At 52.8% G+C, this 26347-nt stretch carries 25 protein-coding genes; 19 read left to right on the forward strand and 6 right to left on the reverse strand.

Features of this window, described 5'->3' with window-relative positions; all coding sequences use genetic code 11:
* Positions 1 to 108 precede the first annotated feature (108 nt).
* The 7 genes from MNU25_RS08845 to MNU25_RS08875 all read left to right on the forward strand — a co-directional run bounded on the left by MNU25_RS08845 (position 109) and on the right by MNU25_RS08875 (position 7180).
* On the forward strand, positions 109 to 2922 hold the full coding sequence (locus tag MNU25_RS08845) for a helicase C-terminal domain-containing protein (protein WP_240984735.1): 2814 nt from the start codon (positions 109 to 111) through the stop codon (positions 2920 to 2922).
* A 115-nt stretch (positions 2923 to 3037) separates the two neighbouring features.
* The gene (locus tag MNU25_RS08850) at positions 3038 to 3673 is read left to right on the forward strand and encodes a phosphatidylserine decarboxylase family protein (RefSeq protein WP_240984736.1); all 636 of its coding nucleotides are present in this window, start codon (positions 3038 to 3040) and stop codon (positions 3671 to 3673) included.
* Entirely contained in the window at positions 3673 to 4200 is a 528-nt protein-coding gene (gene pssA / locus MNU25_RS08855) for a CDP-diacylglycerol--serine O-phosphatidyltransferase (protein ID WP_240984737.1), read from the forward strand. Before MNU25_RS08850 ends, pssA begins: the two co-directional genes overlap by 1 nt.
* A gap of 600 nt (positions 4201 to 4800) precedes the next feature.
* On the forward strand, positions 4801 to 5151 hold the full coding sequence (locus MNU25_RS08860) for a recombinase (protein WP_240984738.1): 351 nt from the start codon (positions 4801 to 4803) through the stop codon (positions 5149 to 5151).
* Between the two features lie 273 nt (positions 5152 to 5424).
* A complete protein-coding gene (locus MNU25_RS08865) occupies positions 5425 to 5847 on the forward strand; it encodes a hypothetical protein (protein ID WP_240984739.1) in 423 nt (140 codons plus the stop codon).
* Positions 5848 to 6121: 274 nt separating this feature from the next.
* Positions 6122 to 6268, forward strand: a complete 147-nt coding sequence (locus tag MNU25_RS08870; protein ID WP_240984740.1) for a hypothetical protein — start codon at positions 6122 to 6124, stop codon at positions 6266 to 6268.
* A gap of 9 nt (positions 6269 to 6277) precedes the next feature.
* A complete protein-coding gene (locus tag MNU25_RS08875; RefSeq protein ID WP_240984741.1) occupies positions 6278 to 7180 on the forward strand; it encodes a DUF1858 domain-containing protein in 903 nt (300 codons plus the stop codon).
* A gap of 222 nt (positions 7181 to 7402) precedes the next feature.
* On the opposite strand, the gene MNU25_RS08880 is transcribed toward MNU25_RS08875, so the two are convergent.
* Entirely contained in the window at positions 7403 to 7594 is a 192-nt protein-coding gene (locus MNU25_RS08880; RefSeq protein WP_240984742.1) for a ferredoxin, read from the reverse strand.
* A gap of 355 nt (positions 7595 to 7949) precedes the next feature.
* Between MNU25_RS08880 and MNU25_RS08885 the strand changes: the two genes are divergently transcribed.
* The 6 genes from MNU25_RS08885 (at position 7950) to MNU25_RS08910 (ending at position 14279) form a co-directional block, all read left to right on the forward strand.
* The gene (locus tag MNU25_RS08885; protein ID WP_240984743.1) at positions 7950 to 8483 is read left to right on the forward strand and encodes a GNAT family N-acetyltransferase; all 534 of its coding nucleotides are present in this window, start codon (positions 7950 to 7952) and stop codon (positions 8481 to 8483) included.
* Between the two features lie 320 nt (positions 8484 to 8803).
* A complete protein-coding gene (gene spo0A, locus MNU25_RS08890; protein WP_240984744.1) occupies positions 8804 to 9598 on the forward strand; it encodes a sporulation transcription factor Spo0A in 795 nt (264 codons plus the stop codon).
* A 442-nt stretch (positions 9599 to 10040) separates the two neighbouring features.
* Positions 10041 to 10691 (forward strand): dTMP kinase, encoded by a 651-nt coding sequence (gene tmk / locus MNU25_RS08895; protein ID WP_240984745.1) that lies wholly within the window; start codon positions 10041 to 10043, stop codon positions 10689 to 10691.
* A gap of 89 nt (positions 10692 to 10780) precedes the next feature.
* Positions 10781 to 12361, forward strand: a complete 1581-nt coding sequence (locus MNU25_RS08900; RefSeq protein WP_443613704.1) for an ATP-binding protein — start codon at positions 10781 to 10783, stop codon at positions 12359 to 12361.
* A gap of 9 nt (positions 12362 to 12370) precedes the next feature.
* Positions 12371 to 13072, forward strand: coding sequence for a response regulator (locus tag MNU25_RS08905; protein WP_240984747.1), 702 nt, complete (start codon positions 12371 to 12373; stop codon positions 13070 to 13072).
* Positions 13073 to 13247: 175 nt separating this feature from the next.
* Entirely contained in the window at positions 13248 to 14279 is a 1032-nt protein-coding gene (locus MNU25_RS08910; RefSeq protein ID WP_240984748.1) for a TRAP transporter substrate-binding protein, read from the forward strand.
* On the opposite strand, the gene MNU25_RS08915 is transcribed toward MNU25_RS08910, so the two are convergent.
* From MNU25_RS08915 to MNU25_RS08935, 5 genes are all read right to left on the reverse strand, one after another.
* Positions 14276 to 14980: an ABC transporter ATP-binding protein gene (locus tag MNU25_RS08915; protein ID WP_240984749.1), complete on the reverse strand. Its 705-nt coding sequence runs from the start codon at positions 14978 to 14980 to the stop codon at positions 14276 to 14278. The genes MNU25_RS08910 and MNU25_RS08915 overlap by 4 nt on opposite strands.
* Positions 14981 to 15754: an ABC transporter ATP-binding protein gene (locus tag MNU25_RS08920; protein WP_240984750.1), complete on the reverse strand. Its 774-nt coding sequence runs from the start codon at positions 15752 to 15754 to the stop codon at positions 14981 to 14983.
* A gap of 2 nt (positions 15755 to 15756) precedes the next feature.
* The gene (locus MNU25_RS08925; RefSeq protein WP_240984751.1) at positions 15757 to 16698 is read right to left on the reverse strand and encodes a branched-chain amino acid ABC transporter permease; all 942 of its coding nucleotides are present in this window, start codon (positions 16696 to 16698) and stop codon (positions 15757 to 15759) included.
* Positions 16695 to 17561 (reverse strand): branched-chain amino acid ABC transporter permease, encoded by an 867-nt coding sequence (locus tag MNU25_RS08930; RefSeq protein ID WP_240984752.1) that lies wholly within the window; start codon positions 17559 to 17561, stop codon positions 16695 to 16697. The genes MNU25_RS08925 and MNU25_RS08930 overlap by 4 nt, the downstream gene beginning before the upstream one ends.
* Before the next feature lie 201 nt (positions 17562 to 17762).
* Complete coding sequence (locus MNU25_RS08935) at positions 17763 to 19016, reverse strand: amino acid ABC transporter substrate-binding protein (RefSeq protein WP_240984753.1); 1254 nt, start codon at positions 19014 to 19016, stop codon at positions 17763 to 17765.
* A gap of 499 nt (positions 19017 to 19515) precedes the next feature.
* On the opposite strand from MNU25_RS08935, the gene MNU25_RS08940 reads away from it, so the two are divergent.
* From MNU25_RS08940 to MNU25_RS08965, 6 genes are all read left to right on the forward strand, one after another.
* A complete protein-coding gene (locus MNU25_RS08940; RefSeq protein ID WP_240984754.1) occupies positions 19516 to 20916 on the forward strand; it encodes a sigma-54 interaction domain-containing protein in 1401 nt (466 codons plus the stop codon).
* A gap of 77 nt (positions 20917 to 20993) precedes the next feature.
* Positions 20994 to 21320 (forward strand): EamA family transporter, encoded by a 327-nt coding sequence (locus MNU25_RS08945; RefSeq protein WP_240984755.1) that lies wholly within the window; start codon positions 20994 to 20996, stop codon positions 21318 to 21320.
* Positions 21317 to 22282, forward strand: a complete 966-nt coding sequence (locus MNU25_RS08950; protein ID WP_240984756.1) for a DMT family transporter — start codon at positions 21317 to 21319, stop codon at positions 22280 to 22282. Before MNU25_RS08945 ends, MNU25_RS08950 begins: the two co-directional genes overlap by 4 nt.
* Positions 22283 to 22467: 185 nt before the next feature.
* Entirely contained in the window at positions 22468 to 24171 is a 1704-nt protein-coding gene (locus tag MNU25_RS08955; protein ID WP_240984757.1) for an AAA family ATPase, read from the forward strand.
* Between the two features lie 58 nt (positions 24172 to 24229).
* On the forward strand, positions 24230 to 24622 hold the full coding sequence (locus tag MNU25_RS08960) for a FadR/GntR family transcriptional regulator (protein WP_240984758.1): 393 nt from the start codon (positions 24230 to 24232) through the stop codon (positions 24620 to 24622).
* An 18-nt stretch (positions 24623 to 24640) separates the two neighbouring features.
* Positions 24641 to 26323, forward strand: coding sequence for a long-chain-fatty-acid--CoA ligase (locus tag MNU25_RS08965; protein ID WP_240984759.1), 1683 nt, complete (start codon positions 24641 to 24643; stop codon positions 26321 to 26323).
* Positions 26324 to 26347: the final 24 nt, after the last annotated feature.

Here is a 26347-nt window from a genome sequence, read left to right on the forward strand (position 1 = left end):
GCAAGCACACACTAAGGTATATTCGCCGGGGATGGTCAAACTCCTCCTTTCCGTTGCGGCGGGGCAGGAAAATGTGTAGAATGTCAGCAGGAGAGGGGTCGACATGTTGTGAAGGAAGAAATTGTGGCGGTTGATGTTGAGACAACCGGGCTTGATCCGAACCATGATGAGATCATCGAATTTGCGGCTTGGAGAGTCCGGGAAGATGCTTCGCCGGAGGTATTGCACTTTTTTGCGCGTCCGACCCGGCCCGTTCCCGAGCGGGTGCTTCGCCTCACAGGGATTTCTCGGGAGGAGTTGGAAAGGGCGGACTCTCTCTTGGCACACAGAGAGGAGATTTTGGCTTTTCTCGGCAACTCCGTGCTGGTTGGACATAACCTATCTTTTGATATAAATATGCTGGAGCACGGACTGAAAGTGCATCTGGATAACCCGGTTTGGGACACTTTAGACCTTTCGCGCATTTTTTTTCCGTCTTTAAAATATTATCGCTTGGCGAGTATAGCCGAAAAACTGCATCTGGATACGAAGGGCCGGCTGCACCGGGCCCAAGAAGATGCCTGGGTGGCCGCCCGGGTCTTGGAGGCGTGTTGGCAAAAAGGGCTGGAATATGATTTGAGCCTTTTCAGGCAGGCCTCGGTTTGGCTGGAAGGCTGGAGCGGCAGAGGGTTCTTTGCTTCCCTGGAAAGGACCGTGCGCCGCCGTTTTCCTGACCGCCCTATTCGCACGGATTGGCGGCCCGGCCGGGCGCAGGATTCGCTGTTTCCCGGGACAAAACCCCAGGGCAATATCCCCGCAGCGGCGGATTGGGTAGGACGGTTCCTGTCGGCCCCGGGGACCCTGGCCCAGGGTTTGCCGGGATACGAAAGCCGGCCCGGCCAAGTGCTGATGGCTGAGAAGGTGACAAAGTCTCTGGTCCGTTCTGAACACGTCGTGATCGAAGCCGGAACGGGAACCGGCAAATCTCTGGCTTATTTGACCCCAAGCCTTTGGTGGGCTAAGAAGACAGGGCACAAGGTGGTTATCGCTACCCACACCATTCCTCTGCAGGAACAATTAGCCAACAAGGACGTGCCCATCCTGGAATCAACTTTGCCCTTCTCATTTCGCAGCCAGGTCCTGAAAGGGAAGAACAATTATTTCTGCCTGCGCAACTGGCTGATCCTAAACCAAAACCCGGGAGAATTGTCTCCGGAAGAACGGGTGGCGGGCTTGAGCATCTTGACCTGGCTGCGGGAAACAGAAACGGGGGATGCTCAGGAACTGCCGCAGAGCCCCGGGTTTCGACGCCTCTGGCCCCGTATTAATGCGGAGAACTGCAATTATGCCCGCTGCCCCCACTCCGGAACTTGTTTTTTTCTGACAGCTAAGCAAAAGGCGGAAGACGCCGACCTGCTGATTATCAACCATTCCTTGCTTTTTTCCGATATCAAAACAGGGGGAAATGTTCTGCCCGAGTATCATTATGCGGTTGTTGACGAAGCTCATCACCTCTACAGCTCCGCTTTGGAGCACCTCGGGACGGAAATAAGCCTGGAAAAAATCAGCCGGATACTGGACGGCATCCACCGGCCGGCCGGCCCCTGCCTTTATGCCGGCATCAAGGCTAACTCTTCCCGCTACTCCGTTCTGGCTCACGGGGTTTGGGAACGTTTTGCGGCCCGGTTGGAGGATGTCCCGGGTCAATGCGCTTCTGTGCGGGAACAGGCGCGCGGCCTGTTTCAACTGCTTGCCGATGTTTTGGGTGAGAACCAGTCCCTGCGCTTGGTTCCATCTCATCAAAGCGAGGATTGGTGGGGGGTCTTAAAAGTGCAAGCGGAGAACTTGAGCGGGCGTCTGGGCGACCTCGGCCAGACATTTGCGGCCCTTGAGGATCTGACGGAGCGGGAGGAAGCATCAGAACTGGAGACACTGCGGGCGGAACTAGGCGAAAATTTCAGACTGCTCGAGAGCCTTCTGGCCGATTTGTCGACTTGCATGGATGTAGAGGAAAACGGACAGGTGATTTGGTTGGAGAAATCATTTGCTCCGGTCTGGAAAAGCACCCCTGTCGACGTCAGCGCCATTCTCCGGGAGAAGCTGTTTGACCGGTTGGAGACGGTGATTTTGACCTCAGCCACTTTGAGTATTGCGGGATCTTTTACTCACTTCCTGACCGAGCTGGGATTGGAAACGGCGACAGCCACGCTCACCGTGGATTCTCCGTTTGACTATGACCGGCAAATGCAATTTTACATCGTCAAAGGACTGATGGACACCAAACGCTGCGAGGGTTTCTTAGCGGAAGACGTGGCTGAGTTTACCGCCGAAATCGCGCGCCGCATGGGTGGCCGGACTTTGGTCCTATTTACCTCACATCAGTTTCTCAGAGCGACGCACCGGGCGTTGAGGGAACGATTGGAGCGAGTGGGTATTGAAACCTTGGGACAGGGGATAGACGGAGCGCGCAGCGCCATTCTGGAGGAGTTCAGGCGCAACCCGCGGAGTGTCTTGCTGGGCGCCAACAGTTTTTGGGAAGGGATAGACATCACCGGTGAGACTCTGTCTTGTGTCATTTTGGTAAAACTGCCTTTCTGTCCGCCGGGCAGGCCCTTAATGGAAGCCAGAGCCGAGTTCTTGGAAAGACAGGGGAAGAACGCTTTTCGCGACTTGTTTCTGCCCGAGGCAATTATTCGTTTCAAGCAAGGTTTCGGGCGTCTTATCCGTTCCGGGGAGGACCGTGGGGCCGTAATCCTGTTTGATTCGCGTATCACGGAAAAGAGTTACGGCAGATTATTTTTGTCTTCCCTGCCTGTGGCCACCCATGTGCGCGGGGACCGGCAACAAATAATTCGCAGGCTCGAAGCTTGGTTAGGGGGTGGAGACTTTCCTAATGACCCTAAAAATGGTACACTTAAGGCGGTGCGGCTCGGGGACGTGTAAACAGGGGTCCGAGGAAAAGAGGGCGGGTTCAGGGGTGTGCGGGCCGGCTTCTGGCAAGAATATAATCAGGGGGAAGCCGGCGGCGAGAGAGTGAGAAAACAGGAGGTTATCTGCTGTGACACAGTACCCCATCTCCAGGGATGGTTGGTTTTATCTATTTGTTTTAGTCGTATTGGGGATTCTGGCCTATTTCATTTGGCCTTGGCTGGTCATTTTTCCTTTGGTGCTTTTCCTTTTCGTGGCCTATTTTTTCCGCAATCCCGCCAGGACCGTTCCTGAGGGCGAATCGACTTTGGTATCACCCGCGGATGGGGTGGTGATGGATGTGGAAAGAGTTCTCGAAGACCGGTTCCTTCAGGGGGAAAGTATCCGTATCCGCATCTTCCTCAGTTTGTTCAATGTTCATGTCAACCGTGCACCGATGGCGGGACAGGTGGTGTACCGCGCTTACAGGCCCGGGAAAATGTTGCCGGCTTTTAAAAGCCACGCCTCAGAGCTGAATGAGAAGAGCTTTATCGGTTTGGAAAACGACCGTTTGCGTGTTTTGGTCACGCAGGTGACCGGGTTTGTGGCAAGAAGAATTGTCTGTTGGGTAAAGGAGGGAGACGTCTTAGCTAAAGGGGAGCGTTTCGGCCTGATCAAGTTCGGATCCGGCACAGAACTGTTCCTCCCTCCTTATGTGGAGGTGACGGTAAAGAAAGGGGACAAAGTGCGCGGCGGAACTACTATTTTGGGGAGAGTGAAGGATTGATGAGTGACAGGCCTCTGAATGCCCGCGTGATTCCCAGCATATTCACCCTTTTGAACTTACTTTTCGGCTTCGCGGCCCTAATTTGGACTTTAGATCGACATTTCCATTTCGCCGCCGGGATGATTTTGCTTTCCGTTCTTATGGACAGCATGGATGGTAAGGTGGCCCGCAAACTTGCGGTCAGTTCGGACTTTGGCAAAGAACTGGATTCGCTCAGCGACTTAGTCTCTTTCGGGGTTGCCCCCGCTATCCTGATCTATACGGCCTTCCTGCGTTCCAATCTGGGACTCTGGGGTGTTCTTGTTGCCGCGGTTTTCGCACTGTGTGGGGCCGTCAGACTGGCCCGGTTTAATGTCTTGAATATCTCAACCTATTTTATCGGAGTTCCCATCACTTTTGCGGGTGGCTTTATGGCCTTGCTCACGTTTTTTAATGAATTTCTGCCCTGGTTTTTTTACCCGGCGAGTCTGCTCATACTTTCTTTTCTCATGGTGTCCACATTTAAAGTACCTAAACTGGGGAAATAGTGAGCAGGAGTTTTATGGAACTTGTCGTACCGCGGCGGCTTTGAACCGGTGGGCGGAAAGTTGAGAACCGGGGGGCGGCAACCGCGTGGCAAGATGGCGCCCTTTGAACCATACCCAAAACGAGGGCGGATAAGACACAAACGAGGCATATCAAAGATAATGCCTCGCAAAACTGATTGCCTGCTCCTTGTTTTCGGTGGTATAAATCCCGTTCCAAAGTGAACTCGTTCAACTAAAGTTGAACATCGGGACTTCGGTGACGAAAGTCTCCATTGGAGAGTTTCGCCGAAGCCGCCTATCCCAAAATCGCACTTCGCGGCGAAGGCGTCATTGTCCGGTGGACAATGACGGCCGAAGGCTGAGTCTACCCCCACCGAAGCAACGGGGGCCCCGCTCCCACTTGTAGAAGTGGGAGTCTTACGTTTTGGATAAATCGTACAGATACCGTCCGCAAGCCTCCGGCGCCGACTGTTCCCGTGTGATGGTCAGACTTGGCTCCATCGACCCGTCGAGTTTTCTTACCAAAGGACAATTCACCTGTCATTCGCCGCAGGCATATAGTATCGCACGAAGAGTGTTTGCGGTAAGGGGGAATGGAAGATGGAGAATCAACAAGTCAGTTGGGCAAACGTGGGGCTGCGCATGGTTCAAGGGTTGAGCACGACCATCGACGCCATCCGTCAACTGGATGCCCAGGAAGCATCGCTGGTCATGCGCCTTCTGGGCAAAACCTGCACGAAAATGATGAGTGACGGCGTGGGGCACCAGTTTGGCATAGCCCTCATTGAAACCAGCGCCCAATTGGCGGTCAAGGAATCATTGGTCGTTGAAGATGTCTTAAAAATCATTTCATCCATCATAGGACGCCTTTATTTCACGGCCCAGACCGAGGATGAGAAGAGGCTGGTGGCCCAACTGGAAGAAACAGTCAAACAGTATAATTTTGGCTAAAGGGATTAAGCAGTATACATTTTCGCCGGCAAAATTGAGTGGAGGACTTGCGCTCTCTGTGTCATAACAATATTGGCAGGACGAAGGGGTCTCGTCCGAGTTTGGGATAAACCCTGACTGACATATACTTAGGGGAAAGGGGGGATAAGGGTGAGGATCTATTACATTAGGCTGCCGGAATTTTTGCTCAACATGTTGAGAAAAGTTTTCGGATAAGCAGTCATGAAACAGTCATTTCCCCTCTAAAATAGTAATACTGAAGGAGGGGAAAACATGCAACGCAGCAGAAACCTGTGGATACTGCTTATCACCTTGGCTTGTCTGGCGGGGATGCTGGCTTGGAAATCGCCGCAGACGGTCATGTCGGCTTTGGCTCACCCGGCCTATGCCGATTCTCCGCGGGTCGCGGTCGAGCATTTTTGGCATCTCATGGATAGCCGCGAGATCGCAACAGCCGAGGAGATGTTCACCGGGAATAACTCCGCTGAACTCCGGGCCTGGATTGAACGGGTGGAGAAAAACCCTTTACTCTCTCTGCGGAACGTGGAGTTCCTAAACACGTCGAATGCCCGGGCTCTCGAGGTGCGTGTTTCTTGGTTGTCTCCGCCCCAAGCTGTACAATCCGAAAAATACTCTTTTGTCCTGGAGCCGCATAAAGAGGGGTGGCGGATTGTCGATTTCAGGCCGCTGCGCTGACTCGAACCCCTGAACATAGCACAGACATGATCCCCCTTCGGGGGGTTTTTTGTCGTTGCTTACTCTTACCGGGGAAAAGGCCCGCTCGGCGGCGGTTCAAGTATATTTTGGCGAAGTCGTGCTCACACTGAGGACAGGATACTGAGCGGAAGAGACCTATGATGAAAGGTGAAATCTATGATGAAAAGCACACCGTGCTGTGGTGAAAGTCACAGAGAGGTTAGGAGATCTGTGTTACAGTAAGTCTGTAATCAGGGAAAAGGAGGCTCGCCATATGGCTGAAGAGAAAAAAGAGGCACCGGAGCTGGAGTGCTCGCATTGCGGGACGACCAGTGAACTCACCCCCGTGCTCAAATATGTCTATCAGGGTGAAGAGAAAACAGTGTGTGTGCGTTGTTTGCCCATGCTCATTCACGGATAGGGGGTTAAAATGCGCTTTACTTTGGACATGACCTTACAGGACATTATGGCCGCCAATCCGAAGACGGTTGATGCAATGCAAGAGATGGGCCTGCACTGCCTGGGCTGCCCTTTCTCCATTAAAGAGAATCTCGGCAATGCGGCCCAGATGCACGGGATTGACCCCCAAGCCCTTTTAGCCAGGGTCAATGAGGTTGAGCAGGGGGAGATGTCCGCGCAAGCAAAGGCGAACTCCCAACCGGAGGCCTCAGTTCTGCAAATGGATAAAAAGACTTATGCCATCGCGCCGCACATTCCGGCGGGCGTAGCCACTCCTGCCATTCTGCGCAAGATCGCGGATGTGGCGGAGAAATACCAGGCGGCCGCCCTAAAAGTGACCACAGCGCAGCGCATCGCTATCGTCGGTTTGAAACCGGAAGACGTCCCCAAGGCTTGGGCCGACCTGGGGATGGACCCGGGCCATGCGGCCGGGGTTTGTGTACGCAGCGTCAAGGTTTGCCCGGGAAACACTTTCTGCAAACGCGGGTTGCAGGAGACCCTCACTTTCGGTGTGGAATTGGATAAACGCTATCACGGCATGCCCTTACCCTCAAAGTTTAAGATTGCAGTGGCGGGTTGCCCCAACAAGTGCACTGACTCGGCCACGGTTGACCTGGGGCTTATGGGAACGAGCAAGGGCTACCATCTTTACGTGGGGGGCAACGGCGGAGTAAAGCCGCGCTTGGCCGATTTGCTCTGGGAAAACCTGCAGGAAAGCGAACGCTTTCCGGCAGTAGAGGCTGTGATTGAGTATTACAAAGAAAAGGCTAAGCCTCAAGAACGATTGGGGCGTATGTTGGACCGTTTGGGGTTGGATGAGCTGCGTGGGCGAGTAGGCAAGACTCTGGAGACCCTATCCTCTGTCAAACAGTGAAAGTCCCGCCAAGGTGCAAAAACGCCGCCGAAAACCGGGCTTGCGCCGTGATCACCCAAGTGAACGCTCGATGGAATCCGGCAATTTTTCTTTCGCTGCGGAAAATACCTTTTGACAGGACAAAATAGGGATAACCCCGGATTTCCGACTGCCGGGGCTATTCCTATTTCGCGTTCGAAGACAAGGTAATATTACTGGGTGGCGGTATCGCCGGAAAAATTGTTACTTTTCGATATGGATAGCTTCGACAGGACAGCCGTCCGCAGCCTCCTGGGCTGTACCTTCGACGGCTTCCGGCACCGGGTTGACGTAAGCCGTCGCCAGCCCGTCATCCTCCATTTGGAATACTTCGGGGCAAACTGAGGGGCAGGCGCCGCAGCCAATGCAGGTGCCTTTGTCTACTTTGGCAATCATTTGAGGTCCTCCTTTGGAGTGATTCAGTACCCGAACTTAGGCGAGTATCCACTATATCATCTCCCCGGCAGAGGGTGAATATACGGATACGCGGGTACAGGGCTGCAGCCCAAGCTCCGCAGCCATCGAAGACGAACGACCGAATTTGGCGCCAAGGGGGCAGACGGCTGCGGTCCGGGCTTCGGAGGAGGCTCCCTGCAGGTTGGCGCTGCCGGTTTGGGGCCTGATTTTTCTCCGCCCGTCTGTTATAATACTGTCAGCTATCAGTGAGGTCTGACGAGCCAAGACCGGGAACTCCCCGGCGAGACTCGGGGAATTCCCCGGTCGGCGGCGAAAGGAGGAGAAATTATCACTCATGAACGGAAAGACGGAAGCGAACGCCCTGCAGGTGATCGTTCGCCTGGCTCGGGAAGATGATCTGCCACGCCTCAATGCTATTTATAACTGGGCGGTGGAAAACACCGCAGCAACCTTTGATCTTGAGCGCCGTGGTCCGAAGCAGGCGCTGGACTGGTTTGCCTCACATCAAGATGAGTTCTACCCTCTGTTTGTTTTGGCTGCCGGCTCAGACATAGCCGGTTGGGGGAGCTTGTCTCCCTTTCACACCCGGCCGGCCTACCGGTTGAGCGGGGAGTTCTCACTCTATTTGGCCCCGGAATTCCAAGGCAGAGGTTTGGGGCATGTGCTTTTGTGCCACCTCTGTGACGAAGCAGGGCGGCTCGGCTATCATACTTTGCTGGGACTTATTTCCGGGAGCAATACCGCCAGCCTGGCTCTGGCCGGGAAGCATGGGTTCCGCGAGGTTGGGCGCTATTCGGAGGTCGGCTGGAAATTCGGCTGCTGGCAGGATGTCGTGGTTGTCCAAAGGCTTTGGGCAAGTGCGAAATAAAGCAGTGGACTGAAGTACGATGGCGCAGGGTCCCGGCGCAGGGTACCATGACCGGTCGGCAGGTTTCCAGAATATCCCACAGAATTCCGGCTTATTTTCCCCAGTAGATAAAACAAGGAAGAAAAACACGAAAGGTATTTTCCAATAATAACCATAAAAGCCAGTGTTTACCGTGCCCGTGCCGGCAGCCGTCCCGCCGAGGCTTACTTATTTTTTACGATTTCGACATGTGACCTAAAGTATAATGTAAACACCGGAGAGGAACAGGGGATGTTCACGAATAATCCGGAATTAATTACATAAGGCGGGATGATGACGGAATGGGTAAGAAAGTAAAAATCATTGTCGCGGACGACAACCACAGTCTGTGCCAGATGTTGCAGGGCTATTTGCAGACTCAGGAAGACCTGCAAGTTGTAGGTCTAGCTTACAACGGAATAGAGGCTTGGGATATGATTCAAGCACACGACCCGGACTTGATCATTATTGACCTGGTGATGCCCAGTCTGGACGGGTTGGGAGTATTGGAGAGGATCAATGCCAGGGCCATGGCCAGCCGACCGAAAATCATCATGTTGACAGCTTTTGGCCAGGAGTCACTGACACATCAGGCCATGATGATGGGAGTTGACTACTTTATCCTGAAACCTTTCGATTTAGAGATTTTGGGCAAACGGATCCGGGCTTTAACTCAAGAAGCACCTGTGATTTCGGCCTCATTTACGTCGGCGGCCCCGGCGGTGACCTCAGTAGGAAGTGCTTTGAATTTAGGTGCCGAGGTAACGTCCATGATGCATCAGATAGGCATCCCCGCCCATGTCAAAGGGTATCAGTACATCCGGGACGCTATTTTGATGGTCGTCGAAGATGTCTCGCTTTTAGGAGCGGTGACGAAAGAACTCTACCCCGCAATTGCCAAGAAATACGACACCGCCCCCAGCAGAGTGGAGCGGGGTATCCGCCATGCGATCGAGTTAGCGTGGGAGCGGGGGCATACGGAAACTTTGAAGAGGATTTTTGGTTATTCCATGAATATTGAGAGGCAAAAACCGACCAATTCTGAGTTTGTGGCCTTGCTTGCGGATAAACTGCGAGTGATGAGCAAGGTCAGCTAGAGATACATAGACTTCAAAGCGGTGGCAAAGTTGCGGTAGGAGAGGTTTGGCGCCGTCCCCGGGGACAGGTCGCCTTAGGATATTGTCAGATTGAAGATATCAGGAAGATATCAGATTGAAGATAGATGAGGATAGACGAAGATAGATGAGGATAGACGAAGATAGATGAGGATAGACGAAGATAGATGAGGATAGACGAAGATAGATGAGGATAGACGAAGATAGATGAAGATAGACGAAGATAGGTGAAGATAGATGAAGATAGGTGAAGATAGATGAAGACAGATGAAGATGAACCGCGAAGAGAGGTTTAAGAAAGCGGCTGAGACCGGAGAAAGAGGGGCGGGTTCCTGAAACTCGTCCTTCAAATTTATGGGGAGAAATTGGACCAAGAATTTGCGGCGAGGGAGGAAATCGGGGTTTTAAGGGAGAAGATAACGGTATGACATTTAAAGCAAGGGGTGGACAGATGCGGGGACATTTTATAGTGCTGGAGGGGATTGACGGTTCGGGTCTCACGACCCAAGCCGCACTGACTGCCCGCTGGCTTGAGAAGTTCAACCGGCGTGCTGTGCTCGTGACCAAAGAGCCGTCAGACGGGCCGGTGGGTTCTTTGATTCGTCAAGCATTGAGCAAAAGGCTCGGGGGTTTGGGGGGAGCGGAGTTGGCGCTGTTATTTGCCGCCGATCGTCTGGATCACCTGGCCCAGCAAATCCGACCGGCTTTAGCCTTGGGCGGCGATGTCGTCTGCGATCGTTATCTTTGGTCGTCTTTGGCCTATCAGGGACTGGAATTGCCCCGGGAATGGCTGGAAAGCGTCAATGAAAAAGCCATGGCTCCGGACCTGACCCTCTTTATCCGGGTGGACCCGAAAATTACTTTAAGCCGGATCGAAAAGTCCCGTTTGCGCAAAGAACTTTTTGAACAGGAGACAACTTTGCAGCAGGTATTGCGGAACTTTGACGATCTGGCACAGCGAGCTTTGGGACGGGGAGAAAACGCAGCAATCATCGACGGGAACCAACCGGTTGACAGAGTTGCCGCCGCGATTCGGGCGGAACTCGCCCGCTTTGTCCGTAAACCTGCGGGATAGCCGCGCGCTTTGCCCGGAGTGCCCGGGCGACCGGAGGACAACGGCTTGACTAGGATCCGGGTGAAAAGATGAAAAGAGTACACGTTAAATTGCGTACAAAAATTGCCCTCTTGTCATTCGGATTGGTTTTGCTGTCAATCCTGGTGGCCGGTGTAATGATTGTGGAGCGCACCACTGAGGCGGCCCGGAAAGAAATCGGCCTGCGGGCGATAGCCATAGCCCGTACAGTAGCTGAATTAAAAGAAATTCAGGACAATTTGGGGCGACCCGAGGGCTGGAAAGCCATTCAACCGATCGCCGAGCGGATTCGAGTGGCTACCGGGGTAGAATACATCGTCGTTTTCGATATGAAGCGGGTACGCTATTCGCACCCGCTTCAGGATCGCATAGGCACCTTGTTTGCGGACGGGGATGAGGGGCCTTCCTTGCGTCACCAAGAGTATTTGTCTCAGGCCGTGGGCGTTTTGGGGCCTTCTATCCGCGCTTTTGTTCCGGTCATGGCGGATCAAGGCACCCGTCAAGTGGGAGTCGTTGTGGTGGGGATTCTGGTGCCCACAGTGAGCGAAGCCTTGCATTCCCTGCGTTTGCAACTCTATTCTTCTCTCTTGGTCGGGGTAGGCTTGGGCTTGGTGGGATCCTTTTATTTGGCCCGGAATATTAAGAAAAATATGTTTAGTCTGGAACCTTCTGAAATTGCCAGGATTCTCGAGGAACGGGTGGCCGTGTTGCAGTCTATGGCTGAGGGAGTTATCGCCATTGATAAAGAAGGTTGCATTACCATCCTCAACCAGGAGGCTCAGCGTATGACCGGTGCTCTCCCGGACAGCACCGGTAGGCCTATTGACGCGGTTGTAGCGGTTCCCGGTCTGAAAGAGACCGTCTTGAACGGAGAAGGTCAGTTCAATCAGGAACTCACTTTGAATCAGAATGTGGTCCTCGCCAATTTTCTGCCGATTAGAGTTGATGACAAGGTGGTGGGAGCGGCCATCACGTTTCAGGATAAGACGGAGGTTCATAAACTTGCCGAAGAGTTGACAGGTGTTAAGACTTTTATCGAAGCTCTGCGGGCTCAAAACCATGAATCCCTGAATAAACTCCACACCATTGCCGGACTCATTCAGCTGCAAAAGTATGAAAAGGCGGTGGATTATATCTTTTCCACCACAGAGGAACAAGAGGGGATCACCCGCTTTCTCAGCCGGAGGATTCGTAATCCTGCTTTGGCCGGCCTTTTGCTGGGAAAATACAACCGGGCCAAAGAATTGAGAGCGAAGTTAATTTTGGACCCGGAGTCAAACGTAGGAGAGCTTCCCCAGTTAGAGAGAAGCGGTTTAGTCGTCATTCTGGGCAATCTTCTGGAAAATGCCCTGGAGGCCGTGAGTGGGCGTACGCTCTGTGAAGTTCATTGCCTTATAAAACAGAGTGCAGAGGAACTTGCCCTATCTGTGGAAGACACCGGCCCCGGAATTGAGCCAGCGGATCTAGAGCAAATCTTTGCTTGGGGGTTTAGTCGAAAGGGCAGTGGCCGCGGGGTTGGTTTAGCTTTGGTCAAACATACGCTCGAAAGTCAAGGGGGTCAGGTGGAGGTAGAAAGCGGAAATTGGGGGACGAAATTCTCAGTCAGGATTCCCATCGGCGTGTCTCCGGGGCATAGCGAAATACGGGGGTGAGGTTGGATCATGAAAGAAATCGACTTAGTTCTGGTGGAAGATGATCCGATGGTGATGGCAGTCAACGAAGAATTTGTCACCAGGGTGGGCGGTTTCAAAATCGTCGGCAGGGCCCGCTCCGGCCAAGAAGCTGTGGAAGTGCTCAAGTTCCTGCGCCCGCGCCTCGCCGTTCTCGACATTTATTTGCCGGACCTCGACGGCCTGCACGTGCTCAAAAGCATCCGCCAAGACGGACTCCCAACTGACGTCATCATGCTCACGGCGGCTCACGACGTCGGAACTATTCAGGAATTCCGGCGTTTGGGTGTGATGGATTACATTATTAAGCCATTTAAGTTTCAACGGATTGCCCATGCTCTCAGCGGATATCGCGAATATACGGAAAAGATGTCTTCCCGCTCAGCACTGGATCAGGGAGATTTGGACCGCCTGTGGTACCGGAACAACGTGGATGAACTCGGCTGGCAGGAGGAAGGTATTTTGCCCAAAGGCCTAAGGAATATTACGCTGCGTCAAATACTCGATTTTCTGGCGGAGGGGAAGAAGGAACTCTCGGCTGAAGAAGTCGCGGAAGGAATAGGGTTGGCCCGGGTTACGGCCCGGCGTTATCTGGAGTATCTGGAGAAGGATGGCAAAGTACGGATGGAGACCCGCTACGGCACGGTCGGCCGGCCGTTGAACAAATACCGGCTAACCTCTTCTTTTCGCTGAAACAGAGCTGAAACAAAAAGGAAGTTATGCCATCCCTTATGACCGAAAAGACCAAAAGAATCAAAATAGCCAAATCGTTGTCTTAGACCCCGGGGATGCACTACAATGAGCATGACGTTTGAGCCGGCGGAAATGAGCAGGATGTTTGAGCCGGCAAATTGGAGAGGGCGGTAACGTGCGCAAGACAGGGATCCTCACTCTGACAGTCATTTTTTTGACCGTAATTATTTTGGCTCTCTCCGGTTGTTCAGCACGTGTGGTTGACCATCAGCAGGTGGCCAAGAATGAGGAAATTGTCATTAAGTTTTCCCATGTTACGGCAGCGGACTCGCCGAAAGGATTAGCGGCCACGCGCTTTGCCGATTTGGTGCGGCAGAGGACCGGAGGGTATGTGGAGGTCCAGGTCTTTCCCAATTCGACGTTGTATAAAGACGGGGAGGAATTTGACGCCCTGAACAGAGGAGCAGTGCAGATGCTGGCTCCCGCAACATCGAAACTCTCAGGCATGTTTCCGGATTGGCAGCTGTTGGATCTGCCTTACGCCTTTCCGAATTTGACTTACATCCATCAACTGATGGAGGGTCCGGTGGGAAAGAAATTACTGGCCCAATTGCAGACTCGGAAGATGCTGGGTTTGGCTATGTGGGACAATGGGTTTAAGGAATTTACGAATAACAAGCGTCCGCTGGTCCGGCCCCGGGATTTTCAAGGACTGAGATTCCGGGTGATGCCTTCGCAGGTTTTGGTGGATCAGTTCGCTGCTGTCGGGGCGTCGGCTTATCCCATGCCGTTTAACGATGTGGGACAGGCCTTGGCCACAGGCATGGTCGACGGCGAAGAGAATACAATTTCCAACATCTATACGCAGCGCTTTGATCGGTCGCAAAAATACTTGACCTTAAGTGACCATGGTTATCTGGGCTATGTGGTTTTGACGAATGTCGACTTCTGGAACAGTTTGCCGGCTTGGGTTCAAAAAGTATTGCGGGATACCCTGGCGGAAGTGACCGTCTGGGAGCGGGCCGAGGCTAAAAAGGTAAACGAAGAGCAATTAAAAGTCATGGACAAACAGGGCAAGGTGAAAATTCAACACTTGACTCCAGCCGAAAAGGAAGCTCTGCAAAAGGCTTTCAGGCCGGCCTATGAGCATTTGAGCGAGGAAATAGGCCGGAGTCTCGTCCGGAGTGTTCAGCCTGGCGCACCCTAAGCGAGCCCCAAGTAGGCGACGCGTAAGCTTGCATTGGACAGGAGGTCCGGGGACGGCCCGGACATTTCCATGCGGCCCCCCTCGAGGACGTATCCCCGATCCGCCCGCAGCAGAGCTTCCTCGATATCCTGTTCTACGAGAAGAACTGTGGTGCCTTGCCCGCGAATTTCCACGACCAAATCCAAGAGCATCTCGACCACGATGGGAGCTAAGCCCAAGCTCATTTCATCCAACAAAAGGAGGGAAGGCCGGGACATGAGGGAGCGTCCCAAGGCACACATTTGTTGTTCCCCACCGCTGAGAGTTCCGGCCCTTTGCCGTTTGCGCTCGCTCAGACGCGGAAATAGATCGTAGATGTGTTTCAGGTCGTGTTTAACCTCAGAATCACGTCGCAGGTAAGCGCCCATGAGTAGGTTTTCTTCCACGCTCATCCCGGTGAAGAGAAGGCGGCCTTGGGGGGTGAGGTTGATCCCCAGTTTGACAATTCTGTGCGTGTCCAGTCTGGAAAGTTCCTGACCGCGATAACGGATGCTGCCGGTCCAAGGAGGCAATAAGCCCATCAGTGTCTTCAAGAGAGTTGTCTTTCCTGCGCCATTGACGCCGATTAAGGCAACGATTTCTCCCGGCGCAATCTCCAGGTTGATGTCCCAGAGGACTTTTGTATCACCGTAACCGACGCTTAAATCTTTGATGGCTAACACCTAAGTTCCCTCCTTTACTTCACTGGGTTCGTCAGGTTGGAAGCCGCCGCGGTTTTTGACATAACGCCGGCCAAGGTAAGCTTCCTGAACTTGGCTGGAAGCGACTATTTCCGCCGGAGGTCCGTCGGCGATGAGGGTTCCTTGGTGTAACACCAGCACTCGGTCAGAAATGCTCATGATCACGCGCATGAGGTGTTCGATCACAAGCATCGTGATACCTTCGTTTCTAAGCTTAGCAAGGAGTTGAATGGCTCTGTCCAATTCCGAAGGATTCAGACCGGCCATGACCTCGTCCAACAAAAGCAGCTTGGGTTTCAAGGCTAAGGCCCGGGCCAGCTGCAGACGCTTCTGATCAGAGAGTGTCAGGTCGCGGCCCAGGACGCCGGTTTTGTCACTGAGTTCGGTTAAGGCGATCAGTCTTGCCACTTCCGTTTCCAGGTTTTTTCCGCGCCAACCGTTGGTCCAAGCCGCGAGCCGTACGTTGTCATCGAGGGTTAGATCAGAGAAAATACGGGTGATTTGAAAGGTGCGGGCTAAACCCAGACGTGCGATCCGCCAGGCAGGTAAGCCATTGAGGCGCCGGGACCCAAAATAGATCTCTCCCCGGGTGGGCTGATCCCCGCCCCCAATCAGATTGACCAGAGTACTCTTGCCGGCCCCGTTGGGACCGATCAAGCCGACCACGCTGCCTTCGTCAAGGGAAAAACTGATGTTTTCCAGGACACGAAGGCCGCCAAAATCCTTGCTCAAGTTTTTGATTTGCAAAATGGACATTTTTACCCGCGCAAAGAGAAGGAATGCTTGCCCTTGCGCTTCCCTCCTTTCCCGGAACGTTGACGGCCTAAAATGCCCTGGGGCAAGAAGAGTACAACCACGATGATTCCCAAGCCCAGGATGAGGGAAGAGGCGTTTTGCGAAAACGCCATGGCCAACTGAGTCAAAAGCCCGATAATCACGGCGCCCAAAATGGGTCCGGCCACCGTTCCGGCTCCTCCGATCAGGGTCATGACCAGCATCAGTACGGTAATTCCCGGCTCAAATACGGTCGGGGGATCGATGTAACTTTGCCAAATCGCATAGACCACTCCGACCATGGCTCCCAGCAAAGCGGAAAGAGCAAACGCCGTGCTTTTGGCCAGTACCGTGTTGATTCCGACGGATTGGGCCGCCTGTTCATCGGATTTGATGGCCAGGAGGGTATTGCCATATTGGGAATGGACAATGAGATAAGTGACTAGCGCGGATAAGGCGGCAATGCCGAACATGATGTAGTAAAAAATCAAGGGGGAACCAATCAAGGGTAAGGAAGTGCCCCGGCCGCCGCCCAGGAATTGTACGTTGGTTACGACGGCCAGAGTGGCTTGGGCTAAGGCTAGGGTGGCGATGGAAAAATAGTGCCCTTTGAGGCGCAGGATGGGTAAGCCCAGAAGAAAGCCAAAGGCTCCGGCTATGAGGACAGCGACTATTCCGGCCAGCCCATATTGCCAATGCCAGTTGACGCTGAAAGCGCCGGCCAGTATGGCACCGAGTCCGAAAAAAGTTACGTTTCCGAAAGAAGGATAACCCGTTATGCCCCCGATTAAGTTCCATCCGGCTGCCAACGCGGCATACATGGCAATCTCCGTGCCGACTTGGATAATATAGTCGTTTGTAAGGAGAGGCAGGAGAAGGGCGATCAGCAGGACCAGGCCGGTGAAAACCAGGTGCCTGTTTTTCATGTCGCGGCCCTCCCCAAAACCCCGGTGGGTCGTAAGATTAAAATGATGAGCAGTAGGCCGAAAGTAATGATATTGACGTAAGTGGGCCCGAGAATGACGGAACCGACGGCATCAAGAACACCCAGGATCAACCCCCCAACCAAAGGTCCCCAAGAGGTGCCAACACCGCCGAGGATAGTCACAACGAAAGCTCCAACGGTCAGGGGTCCACCCGCCGCCGGGGAGAAGGCATTGCTCAAACCGAAAAAAATGCCGCCAATGGCTGCCAGACCCGAACTTAGGCCAAAGGTCAGAGCGTAGACTTTCGGAATTTTCAACCCCATCAGACGGGCAGGCTCCGTACCCATGGATGTGGCCCGGATAGCCCGGCCGGTCCGGCTGTACTCTAAGAAAAGCCAGAGCAGGAGAGAGAGTATGACCAGGAAAATGAGGGCCAGGGTGCGCACGATGGGAAACTGAAAGCCTAACAGATGCCAGGAGGAATTGGCATAGGGTGTGTTGACCGACTTGTAGTCCGCGGTAAACAAGAGGATCATGAAATTGGCCAGGACGAAGTCCAGGCCATAGGTCAATAAAAGCGTCATAAAAAGGTTGCCACTGATGACTCTATTGATAATTCCGAATTGAAGCAAATAGCCACCGGCAAGGAAAATCAGAAATACCAAGGGCATGGCCAAAAAGGGATCCAGGCCCAGACGCTGGAGTAAAACCATCGCCACATAGGCGGCCAGGATTTGAAAAGAACCATGGGCTAGGTTAATGAGGTTCATCACGCCCCATTGCAGAGAAAAGGCCAGAGCGGAAATGCCCAGTATTCCACCTTGCAATATCCCATTCAAGATTATTTGCAGCCAAAGATGCATATCCATCCCTCCGAAAGTGAACTCGTTTTGTCGCACTGGGGTCGAGGCGCACGGGCAATGCAGAACTGAGCCGGGAGGAGGGGCCGTTGAACTGGCATCAAAAGCGTAAGCATCAACGGCCCCCACCCCTTTTTGTCACTTACATTGGTTCCGGATCAACCCGCGTTGGTTCCACTTTAACTCGCGTTGGTTTCAGGCTGACTAGCGTTTGTTCCAGGGTGGCAGGGGAATATCCTTGAGGTTCTTGCTGAAGTCACCGGGCCAGACCGTGACAGCTTGGCCGTTCTGGACTTGGATGACGGGCAGCTTGAGTCCTGAGATGCTGCCGTTGGCCTCGACCGTGAAAGTACCGTCAAAGAGGCTGATCGTGCCTAGATTGGCCAGGGCATCCCTGACTTTTTGCGGGTCGGCGGAGCCGGCTTTTTCGATCGCCATGCCCATCATTTCCGCCGCGGCGGAGGCCATGGCCGAATGGTAATCAGGTTCTACGCCAAACGCCTCTTTATAAAGCTTGGCGTAATTTTTCGCAGTGCCAAAAATATCATCCTTGTAGGGGAGATCCGGAGTCCAAAGGCTGGCGCCGAGAATCCCTTCGGAATCCTTGCCTAAGGTTTGACCAAAGGAAGGCATCGAGGGGCCCACTGTGAAAGCGATGGCTTTGAAGTTTACGTTCATTTGTTTGGATTCTTTGACCAGGAGGACCGCCTCCTGAAAGTGTCCGGTCCCAATCAGAGCATCCGGTTTCTTTTGGGCAATCTGGGTCAATTGAGAAGTGAGGTCGGTCGTGTTGCTCGGATATTGAGCCGAGTAGACCACATCAAAACCATGGCTCTTGGCATAGGCCTCGCCACCCTGGTCTGCTTCCTGGGAGAAAAGATCATCGGCGTGGAGAAAAGCGACGGATTTAATCCCTTTAGTTTTTAAAAGATCCAGTACAGAGCCCAAATACTCGCCGGAATAAGGATAAGACGAAAAGACATATTTGTAGCCACGGGTGAAAATCGATTTAGCTCCTCCGCCCGCCGCGATCATCGGGACTTTGTGCCTTTCGGCCACCGTCGTGGCCGAAAAAATGTTGGGCGAGGCATAGGGACTGAGAAACAGGCGAATGCCATCTTGGGTATAAAGCTGTTCCGTCAGGGAAGCACTGTTCGTGGGATTGCTTTGGTCATCCTTAAAGACGATGTCGACTTTATACTTCTTCCCGTTGACATTCAGGCCTCCTTGTTGGTTGACCAGGTTTTGCCATAAAGTGTAGCCATCGTGAACAAGCTTTCCTTCGTTGGCCAGGCTGCCGGTGGCCGCGTCCGGCGCACCGATCTTAATGGTTCCGGCCGCAGAGTTCCCCGCGGCAGTTTGTCCGGCGGTTGTGCTGCTGCCGCAACCGCTCAGAATCAGGGCCAGAGACATAGCCAGAACGAAAAACCAGGCCATACCTTTCTTAGACTTACGCATTGAACATCACTCTCCTTATCGAATTTTCCCGAAACTGTCTCCCCCGCAGACAGGCTCCGCTTCAATTCTATACATTCCCCCAATTGTTTGGAATATTAGGAACATATTAATTACGTATTGGTCTTTTTGGTCATGTGTAAAAGGGAGGCACTGGGCTCTCTTCAGGGTGAATGTGGAGGCAAGCAGGGCATCGCTTGCCAATGCGCCCACCGGGGAGATCTCTTTCGATAAGGCCGGACCTTTTTCGATGCGGCCCGGATTCCTAAAGACTCTGTGCTGGGAAAAGTGGGCGACGGCTTCAAGATCTGCATGTGGCAGTTGAACAATACCGGGAGAATCGCTCTCGGGAACGAACGGCCGGGATGGAAGCCCATAAATCATAAAAGCCACTGATTTTTGTCGGCGGCTTTTTTTGTGCAGGGCAAAAATCTAATTTTGCCTATTATAGGAACCGAGTGTATACTTAAGGCACAGGTTGGCCTGAGGAGTTGTATTGGCCATGACAGTTGCAGAGAATGCGGTCACCAGTAAAGTGATCACCCAGTGGAACCAGAAGATCTTGTTTGATATTTTGGACACAATTCACGACGTGGTCTTAGTGATTGATTCAGATACCACCATCGTTTATGCCAATAAGGCCTACGCAGAAATGTTGGGTGTTCCGGTGCCTAAAGTCTTGGGACGGAGGCTGGATATGATCGAGCCTGAAGCGGCTCTCACCCAAGTGCAGCGAACCGGTGAGGTGCTGCATAACCGGCGGTCGTATTTGAGTTCTCTGGGCATTGACGTGGTAGGCAGCGCCTTTCCCCTTTACGAAGACGATAAAGTCATCGGTTCTGTGGGCGTATTTAAAAACATGTCCGAAGTGGTGCGCTTGACCGAAGAACTCCGGCATACCCAAGGAGTGGCCGACTATCTACAGGAGCAGCTCAATGAGCGGGACGCTTTGCCTGCCTCCTTCCAGGAGTATATCGGGCAGAATAGCGGCCTGAGGGAAATACTGCTTCTGGCGGCAAAAGTGGCCCGTACCGACAGTACGGTACTCATCCGGGGGGAAAGCGGGGTTGGCAAAGAGGTCCTGGCCAGGGCCATTCACAACGGCAGCCGGCGCAGCTCCAAACATCTGATTAAGGTGAATTGCGCGGCGATCCCGGAGAACCTTCTCGAAAGCGAGCTTTTCGGGTACGAAGAGGGGGCTTTTAGCGGAGCCAAGAAGGGCGGCAAAATGGGGAAATTTGAGCTGGCACAGGGTGGGACGATTTTTCTGGACGAAATCGGTGACATGAGCCTGAGTATGCAGGCCAAGCTCCTCCGGGTCCTGCAGGAGCGTGAAATTGAACGCGTGGGGGGAGACAAAACCATTAAGCTGAATATCCGGGTGGTCGCGGCCACGAACAAAGACTTGGATAAGATGATGGATGAGGGTACTTTCCGGCGCGACCTCTATTATCGTTTGAACATTGTTCCTTTGACTTTGCCCCCCCTGCGGGAGCGCAAGGATGATATCCCGGCTCTTGCCGGTTATTATCTAAATAAGTACGGTCAGCAGTTGGACAATCCGGCGCTGACTCTGTCGCGCGCGGCTTTGAACCTTCTCCAAGCCTATGATTGGCCCGGTAACGTGCGGGAACTGCAAAATGTGCTGGAACATGCCGCGATTCTCGCCGGCGGCAAGTATATCGAGCCTCAACACCTTCCGGCCCACTTGCAGGGGGAAGGGGAACATGCCGGCACGGTTCCCGAGAGACCCAGTCGGTTGAAAGAAGCAGTGAGCGCAATAGAGCGGGAGTTAATGGTGTCGGCTTTAAAGAATGCCAACGGGAACCGGAGCCAGGCCATGAGGGCACTGGGGATTTCCCGTCGGGCTTTTTATGACAAGCTTAAACTCTATAACCTTTGATCCAATTGTAAGACTCCCACTTCTACAAGTGGGCGGGGGTCCCACGTACTCTGCTTTGTTGGGGGCAGACTCAGCCTTTGGCCGTCACTGTCCACCGGACAATAACGCCTCAGGCGCGAAGGCAATGCTCACCGGACGAGTTCACTTTGGTTCTTCCAAAGTCAGAGGATTCCGCCGATTTATCCCATTGCCATTTTAACATTCTTTTAGGACTTCAAAAGGTCGGGCCGGCCACCGTTTCGATCGTCAGCACTTTGGAGCCGGTGATGACAGTGGGTTTGGCTTATCTGTTCTTAGGCGAACATTTGACACTGGTGCAAACGGTGGGTGCGGCTTTCGTCGTATTAGGGGCACTGTTGGCCGCTTGGCCCCGTCAGACAAGATTTGAGGACGTGGGTGTGTGAAATTGAATGTGAAAGTAAATACGAATCTCAATCAAGTTGCGGCCTCAGCCCTTAGGGCTAAACCGGCGCCGCTTTTGCCCCTGGTGGCTGGGATGACGACCGCTGTCATTTGGGGAATATCATTTCTTTTTACGAAGGATGCCTTAAATTATACCTTCCCGGCCCAGATCCTCGGTCTCCGCTTCGCTGCCGCCGCTTTGACTATAACTTTCTTGGTGGCCTTCGGGATCGTGAAGATTAACCTTCGGGGAAAAGGATTGGGCTCGCTCTTGGTGCTCTCGTTTGTTCAGCCTTTTCTTTATTTCATCGGAGAAACCTGGGGGGTTAAATGGACGACCGCTTCCGAAGCGGGAATGATCGTCGGCTTGGCCCCCGTGGCCATCGCGCTCATGGCGTCGATTTTCTTGCATGAGCGGATGCGGCCGCTGCAAATTGTCTCCATTGGCTGCTCGGTGCTGGGAGTCTTCGTTATTGTAGGCGCTCAGGGACAACTTTCTTGGGGTGAACATCTCCTGGGGGTTTCGGCGCTGTTTGTGGCGGTCATTTCCACGGGAGTATACAGTATTTTGTCTAAGAAATCTTCACAGCGCTTTACCCCAGTGGAGATTACTTATGTCATGATGTGGATGGGAGCCGTCCTGTTCAATCTTATCGGGCTGGCGCAAGCCGCGCGGCAAGGGAGGCTTTTGGGCTATTTGGCTCCTTTGCAGCACTCTGCCGTCGTGATGGCGGTGCTTTATCTGGGAGTATTATCTTCGGTCGGAGCCTTTTTTCTCTTCAATTATGCTCTTTCACATTTAAGTGTCACTCAGTCCGCGCCGCTCATCAACTTGACGACGGTGGTTTCAGTGGCCGGAGGCGTGGTTTTTCAGCACGACCCTTTCGGCTGGGTGGAGGCGGCCGGTGCCCTTCTCATTATCCTGGGGGTTTGGGGGACAAATTACGTTCGGAGGTCCTGCTGAGGTGACGCCGAAAAGCGCAAAGCATATGCGCAAAAAAGACGGTGGGAGGGGTAGAACAGGCAGCATTTAGCCGCTGTCATTGCTCTACAAGGGTCAGTCAGAGAAAATCTAAGTGACTCTTTGCATATTCCCAGAAATAGGGTAAGATAGAAAATAAGGATGTGATGATTTGGGGGGCTGAATCCGTGAAGAAAAGAATCGCCATCGGCGTCAGTGATTTCCGGGAAATGCTCACAGGGGCTTACTACTACGTCGATAAGACCTTATTCATAAAAGATATCCTCGAAGATGGGTCTAAAGTAATTCTCCTGCCCCGCCCACGCCGTTTCGGCAAAACCCTCAACATGTCCATGCTGCGCTATTTCTTTGAAAAATCAGCGCCGGATCATAGTGGACTTTTCGAAAACCTAGCGATCTGCCGGCATGCGGACTGCATGGCTAAACAGGGGCAATATCCCGTGATCTATCTGACCTTTAAGGATCTCAAACATAATACCTGGAAAGTAACCTATGACAGCTTCGTGCAGTTAATTTATACAGAGTATAATCGGCACCTTTATTTGCTGGACTCATCCGTTATGAGCGATATGGATAAGAAGTATTTTCGACGGGTCAGCATGGAGGAAGGCAGTGAAGCGGATTATGCCGGCAGCATTAAGAAATTATCGGAGTTTTTGAGCAAACATTACGGCAAGAAGACCATCATCCTAATCGACGAATACGATGTCCCTATACAGCAGGCCTATCTCAAACAATATTACGATCCGCTTGTCTCTTTTCTGCGCAACCTTATGACCGCTGCGTTAAAAGATAATAACTATTTGGAAAAAGCAGTCTTAACCGGAGTGATGCGCGTGGCGCGGGAGAGCCTTTTTTCCGGGTTGAATAATCTATCGGTGTGGACTTTGTTGGATGAACCCTACAGCCGGTATTTTGGGTTTCTGGAATCGGAGGTCGAAGAACTCCTGAATTATTATGGAATAGAATCGCAGATAGAAGAAGTGCGCAGCTGGTATAATGGTTATATTTTTGGCGATACCGTGGTGTATAATCCCTGGTCTGTTCTGAAATACGCCCAGAATTGGCAGGGCGGTTTGCAACCCTATTGGGTCAATACCAGTGACAACGAATTGGTCAAACGGCTCATTAGTAAGGGCGGGTATGAGCTGAAGTCAGAACTGGAGGAGCTTTTGCAAGGCGGTGCACTCGTAAAGACCATTAACCAGAATATTTCGATGGGCGAAGTCGAGCAAAGTGAAGAAAATGTCTGGAGTTTTCTCCTTTTCAGTGGGTACCTCAAAGCGCTGACGCGGGACTTAATCAGAGGGGATTTTGTCTGTCGTCTGGCGATACCCAATTATGAGGTAGAAGTGTTGTACCAAAAGATCATTTTGTCTTGGTTTGTGAATCAGTCCGGTCGAAATAAGTTGCAGAGTCTGTTAAACAGCCTGATGAGCGGAGAAGTCAAAACGTTTACAGCTCTCTTCAAGGAGTATGTGATGGCCAGCCTTAGCTATTTCGATACGGGCGGGCAGGAACCGGAACAGTTCTACCATGCCTTTGTCCTGGGACTTCTTGTGGGATTGCGGCCCGAACATGAGGTCAAATCGAATCGCGAGAGCGGTTACGGACGTTATGATGTCATGATCATCCCTCGGGATTTAAAGCAAGCCGGCATCATCATAGAGTTTAAAAAGGTCGAGGCGGATGAGGGAGAAGACTTGGAAAAAGCCGCTGAAAGGGCCTTGCAACAGATCGACGCGAAGGAATACGGGCAAGAACTGATCGAGCGGGGCATCCGTAAAATCAGGAAGCTGGGCATAGCCTTTCGAGGGAAAGAAGTTTTGGTGAGGGCGAAGGACTGGGAGTCCCAAACATCACTGACGTAGCCGCAGTCGGCATGGCTGGCGAGGCAATTAGCGAACGTACCATGGTTATGGTGGTGATGTGCTCAGAACTACAGAGAGTGAATTCGTCCAACTACATTGTCGCTCAAGTCATAAAAAAGATCGCGGAGGTCATTATCATCCGGGGGAACAACTGCCGGGGGAAAGAGACCTGGCTTTTCAACTGGGTGTCAACCGTAATTCGCTGCGTGAGGCTTTGCGGGTTTTAGAATTCATGTGCGTGGTCGAGAAACGGGCCGGGGAGGGGGTATTTGTGCTGGATCCGGCACGTGATGTCAGTCTGGAGGCTGTGGTTCAGCATATGCTCTTAGAAGACGGTTTGGATGATGACTCCGTAGAAAGTACCTATGAGGCGATTGTCATCGTGGAAGTGCACTTAGCCAGACTGGCCGCGCGCAAGGGAAATGAAGCGGAAGGATGGAGAGGGATCTAGCGAACTGGAGGGTTTGTGATGGTGGATGTGTCTGACTATTCAGAGCAGCGGCCTTGGCTTCAGCACTATGATCAGGAAGTAGAGGAGACTTTAGCTTATCCCGAAGCGACATTAAACGATTTGTTCGAACAAGGGGTGAGTCAAAATTCCCAAAAGACTGCCCTGGTGTTTTTTGGCAAGTGCCTCACCTATGCCGAACTCCTGGAGTATATCCGAAGACTCGCCGGCTCTCTTCAGGAGAGGGGTATTGTCCGGGGGGACCGTGTGGCTTTGCTTCTGCCCAACTGCCCTCAATTTGTCATGAGTTACTATGCGTTACTCAGGCTGGGGGCTACGGTTGTACCGATCAATCCTTTAAGTACGGAGCCGGAACTTTTACATATCATGCGCGATGGGCAGGTTAAAGCGGCGATTTCCCTGGATCTTTGGGTTGAACGGTTGGAAAATGTCCGGGCCGTCTGCCGGGAGGCCGGAGAAGGGTGGCTTAAAGATACGTACTATACTTCTCTCAGGGAATTCCTGCCTTTTTCGCTGCAGATACTTTATCTCCTGCGCCAGAAGATGGCTCCGGAGTCCAAGCAACGTTTAGCACAGGCGGGTAGGTTTTCGGACCTTTTACATAAGGAAGAAATCCTGTCGGAAAGGTCACAAGTCGATGTGCATCATGAGGTAGCCGTGCTGATTTATACAGGGGGTACAACCGGCAAGCCGAAAGGCGTTATGCTTTCCCATTATGCCCTGGTTGCCAATGCCCGGCAGTGCTCCTCTTGGGCAGGCATGACTTCTGAGGATAGTATCTTGACCGTCCTGCCCATTTTTCATGGTTTTGGCATGAGCGTGTGTATGAATGCCCCTTTATTGGCAGGAGCGGCAGCCCTTCTTGTTCCCCGCTTCACAGTGGAGGATATCCTGAAAGCGATCCACCGCTTTCGCCCAACGCTTTTTGCGGGAGTCCCGACCATGTATGTCGCCTTGATCAACCATAGACAGCTTGCACGCTACGATCTGGCTTCTCTGCGCGGCTGTTTTGTGGGGGCGGCCCCCTTGGCTCCTGAGGTTAAACGGCGTTTTGAGGAACTCACCGGGAGCAGACTTATGGAGGGATATGGCCTTACAGAAGCAGTAACGGCTCTGTGTGCCAATCCTTACCGTGGCGTGAATAAAACAGGGAGCATCGGCATCCCTTTTCCGGACGTAGTCATTCAGATTCGGGATCTGGAAACAGGAGAGCGGGAGCTTTCTCCGGGTGAGACCGGGGAATTGGTTATCCAGGCTCCTGAATTGATGCTGGGTTACCATCGCCGTCCCCAGGAAACGGCGGGGGTCCTGCGGGACGGCTGGCTCTTCACCGGTGATCTTGGCTATCGGGATGAAGAGGGATATTTCTATATCGTGGATCGGAAGAAGGATATGATTATTACCGGAGGTTTTAATGTCTATCCGCGGGAGGTTGAGGATGTACTGTATGAACACCCTGCCGTGCGGGAGGTATCCGTGATTGGGGTGGCAGACGCTTATAAAGGAGAGAAAGTCAAGGCTTTTATCGTGTTCAGAGAGGGCGCTCAAGCCAGTCAGGAGGAGATCCTCTCGTTTTGCCGACAGCACCTTTTGCCCTACAAAGTGCCGAAAGAGATCGAGTTCCGCCAGGAACTCCCCAAGACCGCCATTGGTAAGATCTTAAAACGTGCTCTGCGGGAATAAGGCCTTCAGTGAGAAAAGGAACAG

Origin of the sequence: Acididesulfobacillus acetoxydans (assembly GCF_902729405.1) — a bacterium.
GTDB classification, from domain to species: Bacteria; Bacillota; Desulfitobacteriia; order Desulfitobacteriales; family Desulfitobacteriaceae; genus Acididesulfobacillus; species Acididesulfobacillus acetoxydans.